Origin of the sequence: Pseudomonas sp. R4-34-07 (assembly GCF_003852375.1) — a bacterium.
Classification (GTDB): domain Bacteria; phylum Pseudomonadota; class Gammaproteobacteria; order Pseudomonadales; family Pseudomonadaceae; genus Aquipseudomonas.
In genome coordinates this window covers 5,856,699-5,872,530 of record NZ_CP027760.1, presented here as the reverse complement: position 1 = coordinate 5,872,530, position 15,832 = coordinate 5,856,699, and the positions used below count along the sequence as shown (strand labels likewise).

The 15,832-nt window shown below is 61.4% G+C and carries 13 protein-coding genes; 7 read left to right on the top strand and 6 right to left on the bottom strand.

Annotated elements, in window-relative coordinates:
• Positions 1 to 90 precede the first annotated feature (90 nt).
• Positions 91 to 1,302, top strand: coding sequence for an N-acetylmuramoyl-L-alanine amidase (locus C4J85_RS27155; protein WP_124411126.1), 1,212 nt, complete (start codon positions 91 to 93; stop codon positions 1,300 to 1,302).
• Here C4J85_RS27155 and C4J85_RS27150 read toward each other — a convergent pair.
• Complete coding sequence (locus C4J85_RS27150; RefSeq protein WP_372240600.1) at positions 1,299 to 1,688, bottom strand: glutamine synthetase; 390 nt, start codon at positions 1,686 to 1,688, stop codon at positions 1,299 to 1,301. The genes C4J85_RS27155 and C4J85_RS27150 overlap by 4 nt on opposite strands.
• 62 nt (positions 1,689 to 1,750) lie before the next feature.
• On the opposite strand from C4J85_RS27150, the gene zigA reads away from it, so the two are divergent.
• The 3 genes from zigA to C4J85_RS27135 are packed head-to-tail and all read left to right on the top strand — an operon-like array spanning position 1,751 to position 4,611.
• Positions 1,751 to 2,959 carry a zinc metallochaperone GTPase ZigA gene (gene zigA, locus C4J85_RS27145; RefSeq protein WP_124411124.1) on the top strand — a complete coding sequence of 403 codons (1,209 nt, stop codon included), beginning with the start codon at positions 1,751 to 1,753 and terminating at the stop codon, positions 2,957 to 2,959.
• On the top strand, positions 2,959 to 3,603 hold the full coding sequence (locus C4J85_RS27140) for a DUF1826 domain-containing protein (RefSeq protein ID WP_124411123.1): 645 nt from the start codon (positions 2,959 to 2,961) through the stop codon (positions 3,601 to 3,603). Before zigA ends, C4J85_RS27140 begins: the two co-directional genes overlap by 1 nt.
• A gap of 45 nt (positions 3,604 to 3,648) precedes the next feature.
• Entirely contained in the window at positions 3,649 to 4,611 is a 963-nt protein-coding gene (locus tag C4J85_RS27135; protein WP_124411122.1) for a GTP-binding protein, read from the top strand.
• On the opposite strand, the gene C4J85_RS27130 is transcribed toward C4J85_RS27135, so the two are convergent.
• Positions 4,605 to 5,000: a DUF3301 domain-containing protein gene (locus tag C4J85_RS27130; protein ID WP_124365041.1), complete on the bottom strand. Its 396-nt coding sequence runs from the start codon at positions 4,998 to 5,000 to the stop codon at positions 4,605 to 4,607. The genes C4J85_RS27135 and C4J85_RS27130 overlap by 7 nt on opposite strands.
• A 117-nt stretch (positions 5,001 to 5,117) precedes the next feature.
• On the opposite strand from C4J85_RS27130, the gene pdxY reads away from it, so the two are divergent.
• Positions 5,118 to 5,990, top strand: coding sequence for a pyridoxal kinase PdxY (pdxY, locus tag C4J85_RS27125; RefSeq protein WP_124365040.1), 873 nt, complete (start codon positions 5,118 to 5,120; stop codon positions 5,988 to 5,990).
• A 128-nt stretch (positions 5,991 to 6,118) separates the two neighbouring features.
• Here the strand turns inward: pdxY and C4J85_RS27120 are convergent, their stop codons facing one another.
• Positions 6,119 to 6,604 (bottom strand): acyl-CoA thioesterase, encoded by a 486-nt coding sequence (locus C4J85_RS27120; protein WP_034110411.1) that lies wholly within the window; start codon positions 6,602 to 6,604, stop codon positions 6,119 to 6,121.
• A gap of 277 nt (positions 6,605 to 6,881) precedes the next feature.
• Between C4J85_RS27120 and C4J85_RS27115 the strand changes: the two genes are divergently transcribed.
• Positions 6,882 to 8,645, top strand: coding sequence for a cation:proton antiporter (locus C4J85_RS27115; RefSeq protein WP_065936464.1), 1,764 nt, complete (start codon positions 6,882 to 6,884; stop codon positions 8,643 to 8,645).
• Positions 8,646 to 8,658: 13 nt separating this feature from the next.
• Here the strand turns inward: C4J85_RS27115 and C4J85_RS27110 are convergent, their stop codons facing one another.
• The 3 genes from C4J85_RS27110 to uvrD all read right to left on the bottom strand — a co-directional run bounded on the left by C4J85_RS27110 (position 8,659) and on the right by uvrD (position 12,548).
• Entirely contained in the window at positions 8,659 to 9,066 is a 408-nt protein-coding gene (locus C4J85_RS27110) for an SMI1/KNR4 family protein (RefSeq protein WP_078735291.1), read from the bottom strand.
• A gap of 135 nt (positions 9,067 to 9,201) precedes the next feature.
• Entirely contained in the window at positions 9,202 to 10,071 is an 870-nt protein-coding gene (locus tag C4J85_RS27105; RefSeq protein ID WP_124365039.1) for a Tim44 domain-containing protein, read from the bottom strand.
• Between the two features lie 293 nt (positions 10,072 to 10,364).
• Positions 10,365 to 12,548: a DNA helicase II gene (uvrD, locus tag C4J85_RS27095; RefSeq protein ID WP_124408541.1), complete on the bottom strand. Its 2,184-nt coding sequence runs from the start codon at positions 12,546 to 12,548 to the stop codon at positions 10,365 to 10,367.
• Positions 12,549 to 12,815: 267 nt separating this feature from the next.
• On the opposite strand from uvrD, the gene C4J85_RS27090 reads away from it, so the two are divergent.
• Entirely contained in the window at positions 12,816 to 15,689 is a 2,874-nt protein-coding gene (locus C4J85_RS27090) for an EAL domain-containing protein (RefSeq protein ID WP_124411121.1), read from the top strand.
• Positions 15,690 to 15,832 lie beyond the last annotated feature (143 nt).

The following is a 15,832-nucleotide window of genomic DNA, read 5'->3' as shown; positions in this document are numbered from 1 at the left end:
GTATAACAATCGCTTCGACGATGAAATTTCTGCCCCAGCCTTTCTTCAGTCACGTCGAGCAGGGACGCTCCTTTATTTGCGGTATAGGTCATGCACAGACGTCAGCTCCTCAACCTGCTGCTGGTCAGCCCCTTATTCGCCTTGCCGCTGGGGGCCTGCGCCACGCAAATCCGCAATGCGCGCCTGTGGCGTTCGGAGGATAAGCTGCGGCTGGTGTTCGACCTCAGCGGCCCGGTGCAATACAAGACGTTTTCCCTGGCTGCCCCGGAACGCGTGATCATCGACCTGAGCGGCGCCGGGCTCAGTGGTGACTTTTCCCAGTTGGTGCTGAAGAACAGCGGAATTACCTCGATTCGCTCCGGGCATTTCGGCAAGGACGACACCCGCATCGTGCTGGACCTGGCCGCACCGATGCAGCTCAACAGTTTTTTATTGCCGCCCCAGGAAGGTCAGGGTCATCGCCTGGTACTCGACCTGACTCGCGCCACCTCGGCGCCTCGTCAAATCGCCGCTGAGCCTGCGCCATTGATCGCGCCGGTGGATAAAGCTCATCCCAGGCGCGACATCATCGTGGTGGTCGACCCTGGCCATGGCGGCAAGGACCCCGGCGCCATCGGCTCCAAAGGCCAGCGGGAAAAAGACGTGGTGTTGTCGATTGCCCAGTTGCTGGCTAAACGCTTGAAACGCGAAAAGGGTTTCGATGTGAAGCTGGTGCGCAACGATGACTTCTTCGTGCCTTTACGCAAGCGCGTGGACATCGCCCGCCAGCACAAAGCCGATATGTTCATCTCGGTGCATGCCGACGCGGCACCCAGGCTCACCGCATCGGGGGCATCGGTGTACGCGTTGTCCGAGGGCGGTGCCACCTCGGCAACCGCGCGTTTCATGGCGCAGCGAGAAAACGGTGCGGATCTGCTGGGCGCCACGACGTTACTCAACCTGAAGGACAAGGACCCGATGCTCGCGGGCGTGATTCTCGACATGTCGATGAACGCCACCATCGCCTCCAGCCTGCAACTGGGCAGCGCGGTGTTGGGCAGCCTGCAAAACATCACCAGCCTGCATCAGAAACGCGTGGAACAGGCCGGGTTCGCGGTGCTCAAGTCACCGGACGTGCCGTCGATCCTGGTCGAGACCGGGTTTATCTCCAACACCCAGGACGCCCAGCGGCTGGTGACTGCGCGCCATCAGCAGGCGGTGGCAGACGGTTTGTTCGACGGGCTGAAGAAATACTTCGAAAAGAACCCGCCGATGAACAGCTATATGGCATGGGTGCAGGAACAGAAGAAGGGCCAGGTCTAACAGCCGGTCATTCGGCTGCAGCTGAACCTGGCGCTGGCGCCGCCCGAACTGGAGAACCGGTTAAGGGTGGTCCAGCCCACGCGCCGCGTGTAGCCAACCCACGCCTCACCGTCCGATGCCAATCCGGTAAAGAACGTCAGCTGCCCATAGCGGCTGTTGGTTTGTGCCCAGTAGCGTTTGCCGATCACTTCGAACCCGCGCAGATACGTGGTGCTGCCAACGGTCGCCACGCTATAGGCGTTGCCCAGCGGGTCGACACAGGCCAGCAGGTTGGCGCTGCGGGTGCAGTTGGCCAGCAGGCTTGGGGGTTGGGCACAGGCAGGTCCTGCCACTGCTGATAACAGGGCGCAAATCGCGAAGAGCAAGGAGGGTTGGCTTATTTGCATTGTTATACTATAACATAAAAACAAAGCCTGGCTCGACCGGGCAACCTGATGAGAGCGAACCGATGCCCAACCGTCTACCCGTCACCGTGTTGTCCGGCTTTCTCGGCGCCGGCAAAAGCACCCTGCTCAACTATGTACTGCGCAACCGCGAAAACCTGCGGGTGGCGGTGATCGTCAACGACATGAGCGAAATCAACATCGACGGCAGTGAGGTGCAGCGCGACGTCACCCTTAATCGCGCCGAAGAAAAGTTGGTGGAGATGAGCAACGGCTGCATCTGCTGCACCCTGCGCGAGGACTTGCTCAAAGAAGTCGGCAAGCTCGCCAGGGAAGGTCGGTTCGATTACTTGCTGATCGAATCCACCGGCATCTCCGAACCCATGCCTGTGGCCGAAACCTTCACGTTTCGCGATGAAAACCAGCAGAGCCTGGCGGATGTCGCACGCCTGGACACCATGGTCACAGTGGTCGACGGGGTGAATTTCCTGCTCGACTACCAGGCCGCAGAAAGTCTGGCCTCACGCGGGGAAACCTTGGGCGACGAGGACGAGCGCTCGATCACCGACCTGCTGATCGAACAGATCGAGTTCGCCGATGTGATACTGGTCAGCAAGATCGACCTGATCAGCAGCCGCGAGCGCGAAGAACTGATGGCCATCCTTGAGCGGCTCAATGCCCAGGCGCAGATCATTGCGATGGTCATGGGGCAAGTGCCGTTGAACAAGATCCTCAACACCGGCCGCTTTGATTTCGAACAGGCTGCCCTGGCACCGGGCTGGTTACAGGAATTGCGCGGTGAACACGTGCCGGAAACCGACGAATACGGCATTGCGTCCACCGCTTACCGTGCGCGCCGCCCGTTTCATCCACAGCGGTTTTTCGACTTTATCGACCGCCCTTGGGAGAACGGCAAACTGTTGCGTTCGAAGGGCTTCTTCTGGCTGGCCAGCAAACACCAGGACGCCGGCAGTTGGTCCCAGGCCGGTGGCTTGATGCGCCATGGCTTTGCCGGGCGCTGGTGGCGTTTCGTGCCGAAAAGCCAGTGGCCGCAAGACGCAGAAAGTGTCGCGGCGATCATGGACAACTGGCAAACGAGCACCGGTGATTGCCGTCAGGAGCTGGTGTTTATCGGCCAGAACATCGACTTTGCGCAGATGCGCGCCGAACTGGACCAATGCTTGCTCACGGATGAAGAAATGGCCCTGGGCGTCGACGCTTGGCGCCAGTTGGCCGATCCCTTTGGCCCTTGGTATGAAGAGGCCGCCGCCTGATGTTGGCCCCGCTTACTCCCCTGCGGCCCGTGGTTCGCCAAACCCGCGGGCAAACCCCGCTGGCGCTATCTGACATCCTCGAAGACGGCGTGAACCTGACGCTGTGGCAGCGCCAATTACCCTTGCACATCGCCGAATTCGGCGCGTTGATCGTCGGGCTCGATGAGCCGCTGGCCGAGGCATTGGTTATCGAGTTGGACCGCGAAGACAGCGCGCCGAACCTGCAGGGGTTGGCGCCCCATTGTCGCGATCTTGAAGGCTATGATGGTTTTATCGCCGATGTGTCCTGGCTGGTCAGTGCATTCGCCTGCCTGCTGGGCGCCAGGCGCATCGGCGTGCGTCTGCGCCTGCTGGACAGGGCCATGTGCCCGCGTTTTCACGTCGACCATGTGCCTGTGCGGCTGATCACCACCTACGCTGGCGTCGGCAGCCAATGGCTGCGCGAAGGCGTCATGGACCGCCGCCGGTTGAGCCAGCCTGACTCAGAGCCCACCGAGCGCATTGAGCAAATCCTCTGTGGCGAGGTGGCTCTGCTCAAGGGCACCAAATGGCATGGCAATGAAAACCATGGTCTCATTCATCGCTCACCGGCACTCAAGGCCAGTGAGCGTCGCTTGATCCTCACACTGGATTGGCTTGCATAAACGCGTAGGATCAAGCGCTCTACACGGTCTGAATGATGCCAACCCATGCTGCAGAACATTCCCACCCATGTGATTGCCGGGCCCTTGGGCGCCGGTAAGACCAGCCTGATCAAACACCTGCTTGCCCAACGCCCGGCCAACGAGCGCTGGGCGGTGCTGATCAACGAGTTCGGGCAGATCGGCCTGGACGCGGCCTTGCTCACTCAAGCTGACGATGGCATTGCCTTGGGCGAGGTGGCGGGTGGCTGCCTGTGTTGTGTGAATGGCGCGCCGTTCCAGGTAGGCCTGGGTCGGTTATTGCGTAAGGCCAAGCCGGATCGGTTGTTTATCGAGCCGTCGGGCCTGGGCCATCCGGCGCAGTTGCTCAAACAGTTAGGCGAAGCGCCATGGCAAGGCGTGCTGGCGGTTCAGCCCTGGGTGCTGGTGCTGGACGCCCAGGCCCTGGCAGCGGGCAAACCCTTGCCGCAAGCGCAGCAAGAGGCGCTGGCCGGTGCCGGCTTGCTGGTGTTGAACAAGGATGAGGCGCTGGACGCTGCGCAACGCCAGGCTATTGAGCAGCGGTTAACTGGCAACGCGCTCTATTGGACGCGCCAGGCTCAGTTGCCTCTGGAACAATTGCCTGGCTTGAAAGCCCAGGCTGGCGGGGTTGTGGATAACTTCGCGGTGCCCCAAGGCTTGGCGCAAATGCCGGCGATCTGGAGCGACCCCACGTTGCCGATCTGCTTGAGCCAGGCCGAGGAAGGTGGCTGGAGCATTGGCTGGCGCTGGCATCCGAGCCAGCGATTTGACCTGGAACGAGTGAGCCAATGGCTGACGAGTCTGCAATGGCGTCGCGCCAAACTGGTTATCCACAGCCGTGACGCGTGGATGTCCGCCAACGCTGTGGATAACAGCTCACTCGCCTGGCTACCCAGCGAATGGCGCCGCGATTCACGTATCGAATTGATCTTCAGCGCACCACAGAACTTGGCTGCATTGCAGGCCGCTCTGGCTGCCTGCCGTTACTGACGGTTCTTGGTCGCGTGGTCCTGGCGCCACTGGCTCAGCTCGATGACGTTGGCGCTGGGCAGCGGCTCCTTGGCTTCGAACGGGTAGGGCGCCAATTCAATCTGCGCGCTGTGGGCGCCAAATTGGGTAATGGTGCCGCTGTGACGAGCCTCGCCCGTCACGGTGAACTCGAAATTGTAGACCCGTGCCAACCGGCGCCGACCCTTGGCATCCTTCACGAAACCGATGCGTTTGAGTGCCACCGCGCCATCGAGCAGTTCGATATCGAGCTTGGCGCAGTGCTGCTTGACCCGCTCCAACGCGCGCTCGCGCAGGCCATGGTTGTGCCAGACCCAAGCGGCGCCGGTCGCCAGCAGCATCAACACGAACATGTTTCCCAGGGTCAGCATTCCATGAACTCCAACAAAGTGAGCGCAGCTTAACTGTGTCGCCGGTCTGTCGTACAGGCTGCGTTTAGTCGCATACTGCGCGGCCAGAATTTCAACGGCTTTATGGACATCTCCTGCATGAAACGCACACCCCATCTGCTTGCGATCCAGTCTCATGTGGTTTTCGGCCACGCCGGAAACAGCGCCGCCGTGTTCCCCATGCAGCGGGTCGGGGTGAATGTATGGCCGCTCAACACAGTGCAGTTCTCCAACCACACACAGTATGGCCACTGGGCAGGTGAAGTGCTGGCGCCGCAGCAGATTCCGGCATTGGTGGAAGGTATCGCAGCCATCGGCGAGCTGGGTAACTGCGATGCAGTGCTGTCCGGCTACCTCGGCAGTGCGGATCAGGGGCGTGCGATTCTTACCGGCGTGGCGCGCATCAAGGCGCTCAACCCCAAGGCGATGTACCTGTGCGACCCGGTGATGGGCCACCCTGAAAAAGGCTGCATCGTGCCGCAGGAAGTCAGTGATTTCCTGCTGAACGAGGCGGCGGCCATGGCGGATTTCCTGTGCCCCAACCAACTGGAGCTGGACAGCTTTGCCGGGCGCAAACCGCAATCGCTGTTCGATTGCCTGGCGATGGCCAAGGCCCTGCTGGCGCGCGGGCCGAAGGCGGTGCTGGTCAAGCATCTGGATTACCCCGGCAAGCTGCCGGACGGCTTCGAGATGCTGCTGGTGACGGCTGATGGCAGTTGGCACTTGCGTCGGCCACTGCTGGCATTCCCGCGCCAGCCGGTGGGTGTGGGCGACCTGACGTCAGGGCTGTTCCTGGCGCGGGTGCTGCTGGGCGATAGCCTGGTGGCGGCCTTCGAGTTCACCGCCGCAGCGGTGCACGAGGTGCTGCTGGAGACCCAGGCCTGCGCCAGTTATGAACTGGAACTGGTGCGGGCGCAGGATCGCATTGCCCATCCCCGCGTACGGTTTGAGGCCACGCCGATCAGCCTGTAAGCACACAGAACCAATGTGGGAGGGGGCTTGCCCCCGATGGCGGTGTGTCAGTCAGCATGTTCGAGACTGATCCACCGCTATCGGGAGCAAGCCCCCTCCCACATTTGATCCGGGTCGCAGCTTGGAATTTAAGGCGCGTCGGCCTTGATTTCCTGATAGCGCTTTTCCAATTCCTGGCGAATCTGCCGACGCTGCTGGGCTTGCACGAAGCGGCGTTTGTCTTCGCTGTTGTGCGGCTGCAAGGGCGGCACGGCGGCCGGTTTGCGCTGGTCGTCCACCGCCACCATGGTGAAAAAGCAACTGTTGGTATGACGCACCGAGCGTTCACGGATGTTCTCGGTCACCACCTTGATGCCCACTTCCATCGAGGTGTTGCCGGTGTAGTTGACCGACGCGAGAAAGGTCACCAGCTCGCCGACATGGATCGGCTCGCGGAAAATCACCTGATCCACCGACAGCGTGACCACGTAGCGGCCGGCATAACGGCTGGCGCACGCGTACGCCACTTCGTCGAGGTACTTGAGCAGGGTGCCGCCGTGGACATTGCCTGAGAAATTGGCCATGTCAGGGGTCATCAATACCGTCATCGACAGCTGGGCGTTTCCGGGTTCCATAGCACACTCACGGGTTGTAGGCATTGGTTGGTAGGGCACCTCTGCGGGTGCTGGGGTCTTTGCAGCGCCATCCCTAACGGGACGCCAGTGGACGGCTTGCCGTCACGCGCGGGTCGATCTGTTTCCATATATTGCACCGGCTTTCCGGCGGAAGTCGCGGTGTTAACCTTCAAAAGCCCATCTCCGGGCATTTCTTACGATCACGGCAGACTTTTCTTTCAGCGGTAGCACACGCGGAAAGTGAGAAAGCGCCAGCCATTTCAAGGAGCCCTTCGCCATGCACGCCATCAGTTTTATCCAGGATCTGGCCGTGATCATGTTGGTGGCGGGGGTTGTCACCATTCTGTTTCATCGCCTCAAGCAGCCGGTGGTGCTGGGCTACATCGTCGCCGGCTTCATCATCGGCCCCCACACGCCGCCGTTCGGCCTGATTCACGATGAAGATACGATCAAGACCCTGGCTGAACTGGGGGTGATCTTCCTGATGTTCTGCCTGGGCCTGGAGTTCAGCCTGCGCAAGCTGTTCAAGGTAGGCGCCACGGCGTTTATCGCGGCGTTCCTGGAAATCATCCTGATGATCTGGATCGGCTACGAAATCGGCCAATGGTTCGACTGGAACACCATGGACTCGTTGTTTCTCGGCGCAATCCTGGCGATCTCCTCGACCACCATCATCGTCAAGGCGCTCAATGACCTGAAGATGAAGAACCAGCGGTTCGCCCAGTTGATATTCGGCGTGCTGATCGTCGAGGACATCCTGGGCATCGGCATCATCGCCTTGCTGTCGAGCATCGCCGTCAGTGGCACGGTCAGTTCCGGCGAGGTGTTTTCCACCGTGGGCAAGCTGTCGCTGTTCATGATTGTTGCGCTGGTAATTGGCATTCTGCTGGTGCCGCGCCTGCTGGCTTACGTCGCCAAATTCGAAAGCAACGAGATGCTGCTGATCACCGTGTTGGGCCTGTGTTTCGGCTTCTGCCTGCTGGTGGTCAAGCTCGAATACAGCATGGTGCTGGGGGCCTTCCTGATCGGTGCGATTATGGCCGAGTCACGCCAGCTGATTAAAATCGAGCGCCTGATCGAGCCGGTGCGCGACATGTTCAGTGCGATTTTCTTCGTGGCCATTGGGTTGATGATCGACCCGCAGATCTTGCTGCAGTACGCCTGGCCGATTGCGGTGATCACCGTGGCGGTGGTGTTGGGCAAGATGCTGTCGTGCGGGCTGGGCGCATTTATCGCCGGCAACGATGGCCGCACCTCGCTGCGGGTGGGCATGGGGCTGTCACAGATTGGCGAATTCTCTTTCATCATCGCGGCGCTGGGGATGACCCTGCAAGTGACCAGCGACTTTCTCTACCCGGTGGCGGTGGCGGTTTCGGCGATCACCACCTTGCTTACGCCTTACCTGATCCGCGGTGCCGACCCGCTGTCGTTGAAAATTGCCGCCGTGATGCCCCAGCGCATGAGCCGGGTATTCGGGATGTATGGCGAATGGCTGCGCAGTATCCAGCCTCAAGGTGAAGGCGCCATGCTGGCGTCGATGATCCGCAAGATCGTGCTGCAAGTGGGAGTGAACCTGGCGCTGGTGATCGCGATCTTCTTCGCAGGCAGCTTTTTCGCGGCGCGCATCGGTGGGTATCTGGAAGGCTGGATCAGCGATCAAAGCTGGCAGAAGGCATTGATCTGGGGCGGGGCGTTGCTCTTGTCGCTGCCGTTCCTGATTGCGGCGTATCGCAAGCTCAAGGCGTTGTCGATGTTGCTGGCCGAGATGAGCGTGAAGCCGGAAATGGCGGGCCGGCATACCCAGCGGGTGCGGCGGGTGATTGCAGAGTTGATCCCCATCCTGTCATTGCTGGTGATCTTCCTGCTGTTGGCAGCCTTGTCGGCCAGTATTCTGCCGACCAACAAGTTGCTGGTGCTGATCGCGGTAGTCACGGCGGCGGTGGCGGCGGTGCTCTGGCGCTGGTTCATCCGCGTGCATACGCGGATGCAGGTGGCCTTGCTGGAGACGCTGGATAACCACAAGGATACGCCGGAGCACTAGCGGGGTTTGGGAATCAGCTTTCCAGCCAGACGTCCCGTGCCCAGTGCCACACCGACTCCCAGGTTTCTTCCTGGACCAGTTCTTCCTCGGCGGACCACAGCACCACGGTGCCGTCTTCCTCGACGCAGTAGTAATCGTCGCCATCCTGGCAGATCGGGATCATGCTGCGATCAACCCCGGCATCCCAGGCGTTGGCGGCAACATCCGGCAGATAAGTGTGGGATTGCGGGTCGGTGACGGTCACCGGCTCAAGGCTGCCGTAGACCACGTCGCTGACGGTCAGCAGGAATTCGCGGAACACAAACGGGATGTCGATGAACAGTTGTTCCTCGATTTCCACCAGTTGGTCTTCGTCAGGCAGCTCCAAAGGAACCGGGACCGGTTCGTTGGCTTCACGCAGTTGTTCGATGATTTCTTCCACGGCCGGGATCCTCTTGCTAGTAGGCGCGGTTTATAGGGGCGTTTTATACAGTAGCTCGCTATAAGTGCAACCGTGAAATAGAAAACCCCGGACATGTCCGGGGTTTTTGTTACCGCGTGCTCAAACGAGCAGGTATCAGCCGTTCTGGCGGATACCGGCGACCAGCCATGGCTGGTTGTCGCCCTGGGCGCGTTCCATGTTCCAGCTTTCGCTGAACACTTCGCCCTGGTCGAAACGCGAGGTCTTCGACACACCGCTGAAGGTCAGGGTGGCGATGGTCTTGTCGGCGCGATCATCCACGCCTTCCAGTTGTACGCGCAGGTCGTCGATATAAGTCGACTGGAAGGCGTCACCCAGGTCGGCGCGTTCGCGCTTGAGGAACTCGAGCAGTTGCGGGGTCACGAACTCGGAGATCTTGTCCATTTCGTTGGCGTCCCAGTGCTGCTGCAGGGACTGGAAGTGGCTGCGGGCCGCTTCGACGAAACGCTCTTCGTTGAACCAGGCCGGTGCGTTGATCACCGGACGGGCGGCGGCAGGCGCTGCCGAACCACCGAAGATCGAACCCATGGCCGGTTTTTGCTCGAACACTTCACGCTGCATCGGCGCGCCGGCCGGAGCCAGGTGCTCCTGCTGCTTGCGGCGACGGGCGGCGATAAAGCGGAAGATCACAAAGGCGATAACGGCCAGGATCAGGATGTCGAAGATCTGCATGCCCTGGAAGCCGCCGCCCATGAACATGGAGGCGAGCAGGCCACCGGCGGCGATGCCGGCCAATGGGCCCAACCAGCGCGAAGCACCGCCGGCCTTGGCAGCAGCGCCCGCAGCACCGGCCGCGCCTGCGGTAGCCGCAGCACCGCCGGCACCGGCGGATGGAGCCATCTGGCTGGTCTGGTGGGTCGGTGCCGAGCCCATGCTTTTGCCGCCACCGAAGCGTTTGGCGTTGGCGTCGAGGCTCATCGTCAAGCCGATGCACAACGCCATGGCGATGCTAAGAAAACGTTTCATAAAGGGAATTCCCATTTGTGGATTGCACGCGCGCCATGTTGCACAGGTGTCGTGACAGTGGCTAGCGACATAATGTTTCTGGCTTTTACGTAGGACCGATTCAGAATGGTCTGTAGGACTTATTACAGATATTGGCCCGCGCTCGTTAAATACAAGGGCAGTACCCCAGATCGTTCCCACGCTCCGCGTGGTAACGCATCCTATGACGCTCTGCGTCAGTGCTTTAAGAGCGGACGCGGGGCGTCCCGGGCGGCATTCCCACGCAGAGCGTGGGAACGATCAATACACCGGTTTCAGACGGCTTCGAGCTTCGCGTAGCCCATCATCAGCCACTTGCTGCCCTCGGCGAAGTTGACCTGCACCCGCGCCTGGGCGCCGGCGCCTTCGAAATTGAGGATCACGCCCTCGCCGAAGATCGCATGCCGGACCTGCTGGCCCAGGCTGAACGGGGTTTGCGGGATCTCGGAGCCGGCAAACATAGTGCTGGAGTTCTGCTGCTGACCGCCGCCGAACGGGCGACTGACGCTGTTGGACAGGCGCACTTCCTGGATCAGCCCCTTCGGCACTTCACGTACGAAGCGCGACACCTTGTTGTAGGTCTCGCTACCGTACAGGCGTCGGGTCTCGGCATAGGTCATCACCAGGTTCTGCATGGCCCGAGTAATGCCTACGTAAGCCAGGCGGCGTTCTTCCTCAAGGCGGCCGGGCTCTTCCAGGCTCATCTTGTGGGGGAACAGGCCTTCTTCCATGCCCACCAGGAACACATAGGGGAATTCCAGGCCCTTGGCACTGTGCAAGGTCATCAGCTGAATGCTGTCTTCATGCTCGTCGGCCTGGGTATCGCCAGCTTCCAGCGATGCGTGACCAAGGAAAGCGGCGAGCGGGGTCTGCTCTTCATCGTCCTCGATGTTTTCGAAGGCGCGGGCGGCGCTGACCAGTTCCTCGAGGTTTTCTACCCGGGCCTGGCCTTTCTCGCCTTTCTCCGCCTCGTGGTAGGCGATCAGCCCGGACTGCTCGATCACGGTCTGGGTCATCAAGTGCAGGGGCATTTCCGCGCATTTGGCCGCGAGGTTCTCGATCAGCTCGACAAACACGCCCAATGCGCCGGCGGCGCGACCTGTCAGGCCTTTATTGGCGATGAGCAGGCGCATGGCCTCCCACATCGACACATCGGCATGGCGGGCGTGTTCGCGAATGGCCTCGACGGTTTTTTCACCGATGCCACGGGCCGGAATATTGATCACCCGCTCCAGCGCCGCATCGTTGCCGCGACCTTCCAGCAGGCGCAGGTAGGCCATGGCGTTCTTGATTTCCGCCCGCTCGAAGAAGCGCTGGCCGCCATAGATGCGATACGGGATGCGCTCGCGCAACAAGGCTTCTTCCAACACCCGCGATTGGGCGTTGGAGCGGTAGAGAATGGCGATGTCGCTGCGCGCCAGGCCGGTTTTCAGCGCGCTTTCGATGGTTTCCACCACGTAGCGCGCTTCATCGTGCTCATTGAACGCGGCGTACAGGTTAATTGCTTCGCCTTCGCCGCCGTCGGTCCACAGCTCTTTGCCCAGGCGCCCGGTGTTGTTGGCGATCAAGGCGTTGGCGGCCTTCAGGATTCCGGCGGTGGAGCGGTAGTTCTGCTCGAGGCGGATGGTCACCGCGTCCGGGAAGTCTTCGGAATACTGGTAGATGTTCTCGATTTTCGCGCCGCGCCAGCCGTAGATCGACTGGTCGTCGTCGCCTACTACCATCAGGCTGTCGCCACCCTTGGCCAGCAGGCGCAACCAGGCGTATTGCACGGCGTTGGTGTCTTGGAACTCGTCCACCAGCACGTGCCGGAAGCGCTTCTGGTAATGGGCCAGCAAGCCGGGGTTGTCGCGCCACAGGTCGAGGGCACGCAACAGCAGTTCGGAGAAGTCGATCACACCGGCGCGTAAGCACGCCGCCTCGTAGGCTTCATAGATGCTGCGCATGGTCGCCAGGAACAAGTCACCGCTGGCCTGGATATGTTGCGGGCGCAGGCCTTCGTCTTTCTGGCCGTTGATAAACCACTGGGCCTGGCGGGCCGGCCAACGCTGTTCATCGAGGCCCAGCTCGCGGATTACCCGCTTGACCAGGCGTTGCTGGTCGTCGCTGTCGAGGATCTGGAACGTCTGGCTCAGCCCCGCTTCCTGCCAATGCGCCCGCAACAGGCGGTGCGCCAGGCCGTGGAAGGTGCCCACCCACATGCCGGCCGGGCTGATGCCCATCAACTGCTCGATGCGATGGCGCATCTCGGCAGCCGCCTTGTTGGTGAACGTCACCGACAGGATGGAATGGGGAGAAGCGTTCTCGACCTGGATCAACCAGGCGATACGGTGCACCAGCACTCGGGTTTTACCGGAGCCAGCACCGGCCAGGACCAACTGACGGCCAACGGGGGCCGCTACGGCCTGGCGTTGGGCATCGTTGAGGGAGTTCAGCAAAAGGGAGAGATCATCGCGCATCGGCGCATTCTAGGGTGCCGGGGGGAGAGGGGCAAATCCCAATGCCGGGTGGTCGACACAAAACCACCTGCGCGCAAACATTCTGCGGGTGCGGATGACCGGTTAGTCATGCGCCACAGCCCGCGTGCCGTCTCGTTCAAGCTGTCTGGGACAACGTTTTGCGCTCAACCGGCGAGGGGTTTTTATGACCTGGAGCGGTTTGGTCCGAGCGCTTGCTTGTGTATGCTCCGACGACGTTTCGGGCTCACCATTATAAGAATACTGCCTATGACCTTTGACACTGACCTGTTCGGCCCCTCGGCGGCGCCTGCGCAGGTTATCCGCAAACACTACGCCACCGAGATCGCGGTCGAGCGTACACGCCTGCTGTATCAGGGCTCGCTGCTGCCGACCCTGTTGATGCTGGTCAACGGTTTGGTCTGCGCCTGGCTTTTGTGGGACCCCAAGCAATACCTGCTCGACAGCATCTGGCTGGTCTGGTTGCTGGCCCTGGTAGCGATGCGCGTCATCCAGGTGGCGGCCTTTGATTCGGCGATGCCCAGCCGCCAGGCCCAGCCCGTCTGGCGCCGCATGTTCATGCTCGGTTCAGCGGTCAGCGGCCTGACCCTGTCGATCGCCGCCATCGCCCTGGTGCCGACCGACAGCTTCATGCACCAGGCCTGGGTGTTCGGCCTGATCGGCGCGGCGACGTTGTCGGCCAGCGTGGCCTATGCCGTCAGCCTTTGGGCCTTTCTGTCCTTCGCCTTGCCCTGCCTGTTGCCGGTTATCGCCTATCTGTTCTGGAATGGCACCTCGCGGCAACAGGGCTGGGGCGTGCTTGGTCTGATCCTGTTGGCGTCGTTGAGTGTGGTGGCGTGGCAGGTCAACCGCCTGATCCAGCGCGGGCTGCTGCGACGCTTCCAGAACCAGGCCCTGATCGAGCATTTGCAGCAGGCGCAGCAGCGCAGCGAGCAGTTGAATCAGGAACTGCTGCGCGAAGTCGAACAGCGCCGCGAGGCCGAACAGGAGCTGCGTGAAGCCCAGGTCGGCCTGCAAGACCGTGTGGCGCTGCGCAGCCAGGAATTGGACGCCGCCAGCCTCGCCCTGAATCAAAGCGAGGCGCGCCTGGCCATGGCGCTGCAGGCCAGTGAACTGGGCCTGTGGGACTGGAACCTGCAAACCGATGAGGTGCACCACACCCAGCTCAAGGAATTGTTCGGCCTGGAACCCGAGTTTGTCACCGCGATGCTCAGTCATCTCAAGCCGCGCCTGCACCCCGACGACCTGCCGCTGCTCAAGCACGCGTTGGTGGAGCATCTCAAGGGCCGCAGCGAGGACTATCAGGTGGAATACCGGATCCGCCATGGCGACGGGCACTGGGTGTGGATCGAGGACCGTGGGCGCGCGGTAGAGCGTTCGCCCAGTGGCCGGGTGATCCGCATGCTCGGCACGCGCCGTGACATCAGTGCCAGCAAGGCCGTGGAAGAACAGCAACGGCTCGCCTCGACGGTGTTCGAGGCCGCCAGCGAAGGCATCGTGATTCTCGACCCGAACTATGTGCTGCTCGCCGTCAACCAGGCGTTCAGCCGTGTCACCGGTTTTGACATCGACGACATGCTCGGTCGCAATGTCGTGGAGCTGCCCAGCAGTCGCGATGCCCGGCGTCACTTCCCGGTGATCCGCCAGGCGCTGCTCAGCCACGGTACCTGGCAGGGCGAACTGGTGGAGACGCGCAAGAACGGCGAGCTCTACCCGCAGTGGCTGCAACTGAGCGTGGTGCGCGATGTTCGCGGCAATGTCAGCCATATAGTGGGCTTTTTCGCCGATCTGTCCGCGCGGCGCGAGTCCGAGGAGCGCATGCGCTACCTCACCCATTACGACGAGTTGACCGGCCTGGCCAACCGTTCGCTGTTTCGCGAACGGCTGCGCGAAGCGCATCAACGCGTACGTCAGGGTGGGCGCAGCCTGGCGCTGCTGCACATCAACCTTGACCGTTTCAAGCTGCTCAATGACAGCCTTGGCCATGAAGTGGCCGACCAACTGTTGCAGAAAATGGCGCGGCGCTTGATCAACGCACTGCCGGAAGCCGACACCATTGCACGCCTGTCCGGTGATGAATTCGCTGTGCTGTTCGACGCCTATGGCAACTTGTCGAGCCTGGCGCGGGTGGCGACTCGGCTGCTGGCCAAGCTGCGCGTGCCGGTGACGGTGGAGGGACATGAGCTGGTGGTCAGCGCCTCCATGGGCGTCAGCCTGCTGCCGGATAATGCGCGGGAAATTTCTGCGCTGGTCAGCCAATCGAATATGGCGATGCAGCACGCCAAGCACCTGGGCGGGAACAATTTCCAGTTCTACACCGACAGCCTGCAAGCCAGCACCCTGGAGCGCTTGCAGCTGGAAAACCATCTGCGCAAGGCCATCGACGAGGGCCAGCTCACGGTGTTCTACCAACCCAAACTGTGCCTGGCCACCGGCACGCTCAATGCAGCCGAGGCCCTGGTGCGCTGGGAACATCCGCAGTGGGGCCTGGTGCCGCCGGGAGACTTTATCGGCCTGGCCGAAGAAACCGGCCTGATCGTGCCGTTGGGTGAGCTGGTGTTGCGCCAGGCGTGCTGGCAGGCCTGTGAGTGGCAACGCCAGGGGCTGGCGCCGATTCGGGTGTCGGTGAACCTGTCGGTGCATCAGTTGCGCCAGGGCAAGCTGGTCAGTCTGGTGCGCCAGGTGCTGGAGGAGACCGGGTTGGACCCGCAATACCTCGAATTGGAATTGACCGAAAGCCAGTTGCTCGACAGTGTCGAGCACATCATCACCACCTTCCGACAGCTGCGTGACCTGGGCGTGAAGTTGGCCATCGACGATTTCGGCACCGGCTATTCATCCCTCAGCTACCTCAAGCGCATTCCGGTGGACTACGTAAAGATCGACCAGACCTTTATCCGGGGTCTTGGCCAGGGCCGCGAGGATGCGGCCATTACCCGGGCGATCATTGCCATGGCCCATGGGCTGTCGCTCAAAGTGGTGGCCGAAGGCGTGGAGGACCAGCAGCAACTGGACTTCCTGCGAAGCGAGCAGTGCGACGAGGTGCAGGGTTATCTGATCAGCCGGCCGATGGACGCTGAAGGGCTGGCAGATTTGTTACGAAAAAATCCAGATTTTTCTTAACGACTCAAGTGGCGTCCCTGTGGCTACAAAGCCCCTGCCCTTAGTTTCAGAGGGGAGCGGGGCGATTTAGTGCTGCATCAGGCGGGCAAAACGGCAATTCTTGTAGTATAACTACAAGCTTGCTACATCCCTGGCGTCTGCCA

What these genes read in the sequence shown, in the direction of transcription:
- C4J85_RS27155 (WP_124411126.1), top strand. Translation starts at nt 91, where the DNA reads ATGCACAGACGTCAGCTCCTCAACCTGCTGCTGGTCAGCCCCTTATTC.
- C4J85_RS27150 (WP_372240600.1), bottom strand. Translation starts at nt 1,688, where the DNA reads ATGCAAATAAGCCAACCCTCCTTGCTCTTCGCGATTTGCGCCCTGTTA.
- zigA (WP_124411124.1), top strand. Translation starts at nt 1,751, where the DNA reads ATGCCCAACCGTCTACCCGTCACCGTGTTGTCCGGCTTTCTCGGCGCC.
- C4J85_RS27140 (WP_124411123.1), top strand. Translation starts at nt 2,959, where the DNA reads ATGTTGGCCCCGCTTACTCCCCTGCGGCCCGTGGTTCGCCAAACCCGC.
- C4J85_RS27135 (WP_124411122.1), top strand. Translation starts at nt 3,649, where the DNA reads ATGCTGCAGAACATTCCCACCCATGTGATTGCCGGGCCCTTGGGCGCC.
- C4J85_RS27130 (WP_124365041.1), bottom strand. Translation starts at nt 5,000, where the DNA reads ATGCTGACCCTGGGAAACATGTTCGTGTTGATGCTGCTGGCGACCGGC.
- pdxY (WP_124365040.1), top strand. Translation starts at nt 5,118, where the DNA reads ATGAAACGCACACCCCATCTGCTTGCGATCCAGTCTCATGTGGTTTTC.
- C4J85_RS27120 (WP_034110411.1), bottom strand. Translation starts at nt 6,604, where the DNA reads ATGGAACCCGGAAACGCCCAGCTGTCGATGACGGTATTGATGACCCCT.
- C4J85_RS27115 (WP_065936464.1), top strand. Translation starts at nt 6,882, where the DNA reads ATGCACGCCATCAGTTTTATCCAGGATCTGGCCGTGATCATGTTGGTG.
- C4J85_RS27105 (WP_124365039.1), bottom strand. Translation starts at nt 10,071, where the DNA reads ATGAAACGTTTTCTTAGCATCGCCATGGCGTTGTGCATCGGCTTGACG.
- uvrD (WP_124408541.1), bottom strand. Translation starts at nt 12,548, where the DNA reads ATGCGCGATGATCTCTCCCTTTTGCTGAACTCCCTCAACGATGCCCAA.
- C4J85_RS27090 (WP_124411121.1), top strand. Translation starts at nt 12,816, where the DNA reads ATGACCTTTGACACTGACCTGTTCGGCCCCTCGGCGGCGCCTGCGCAG.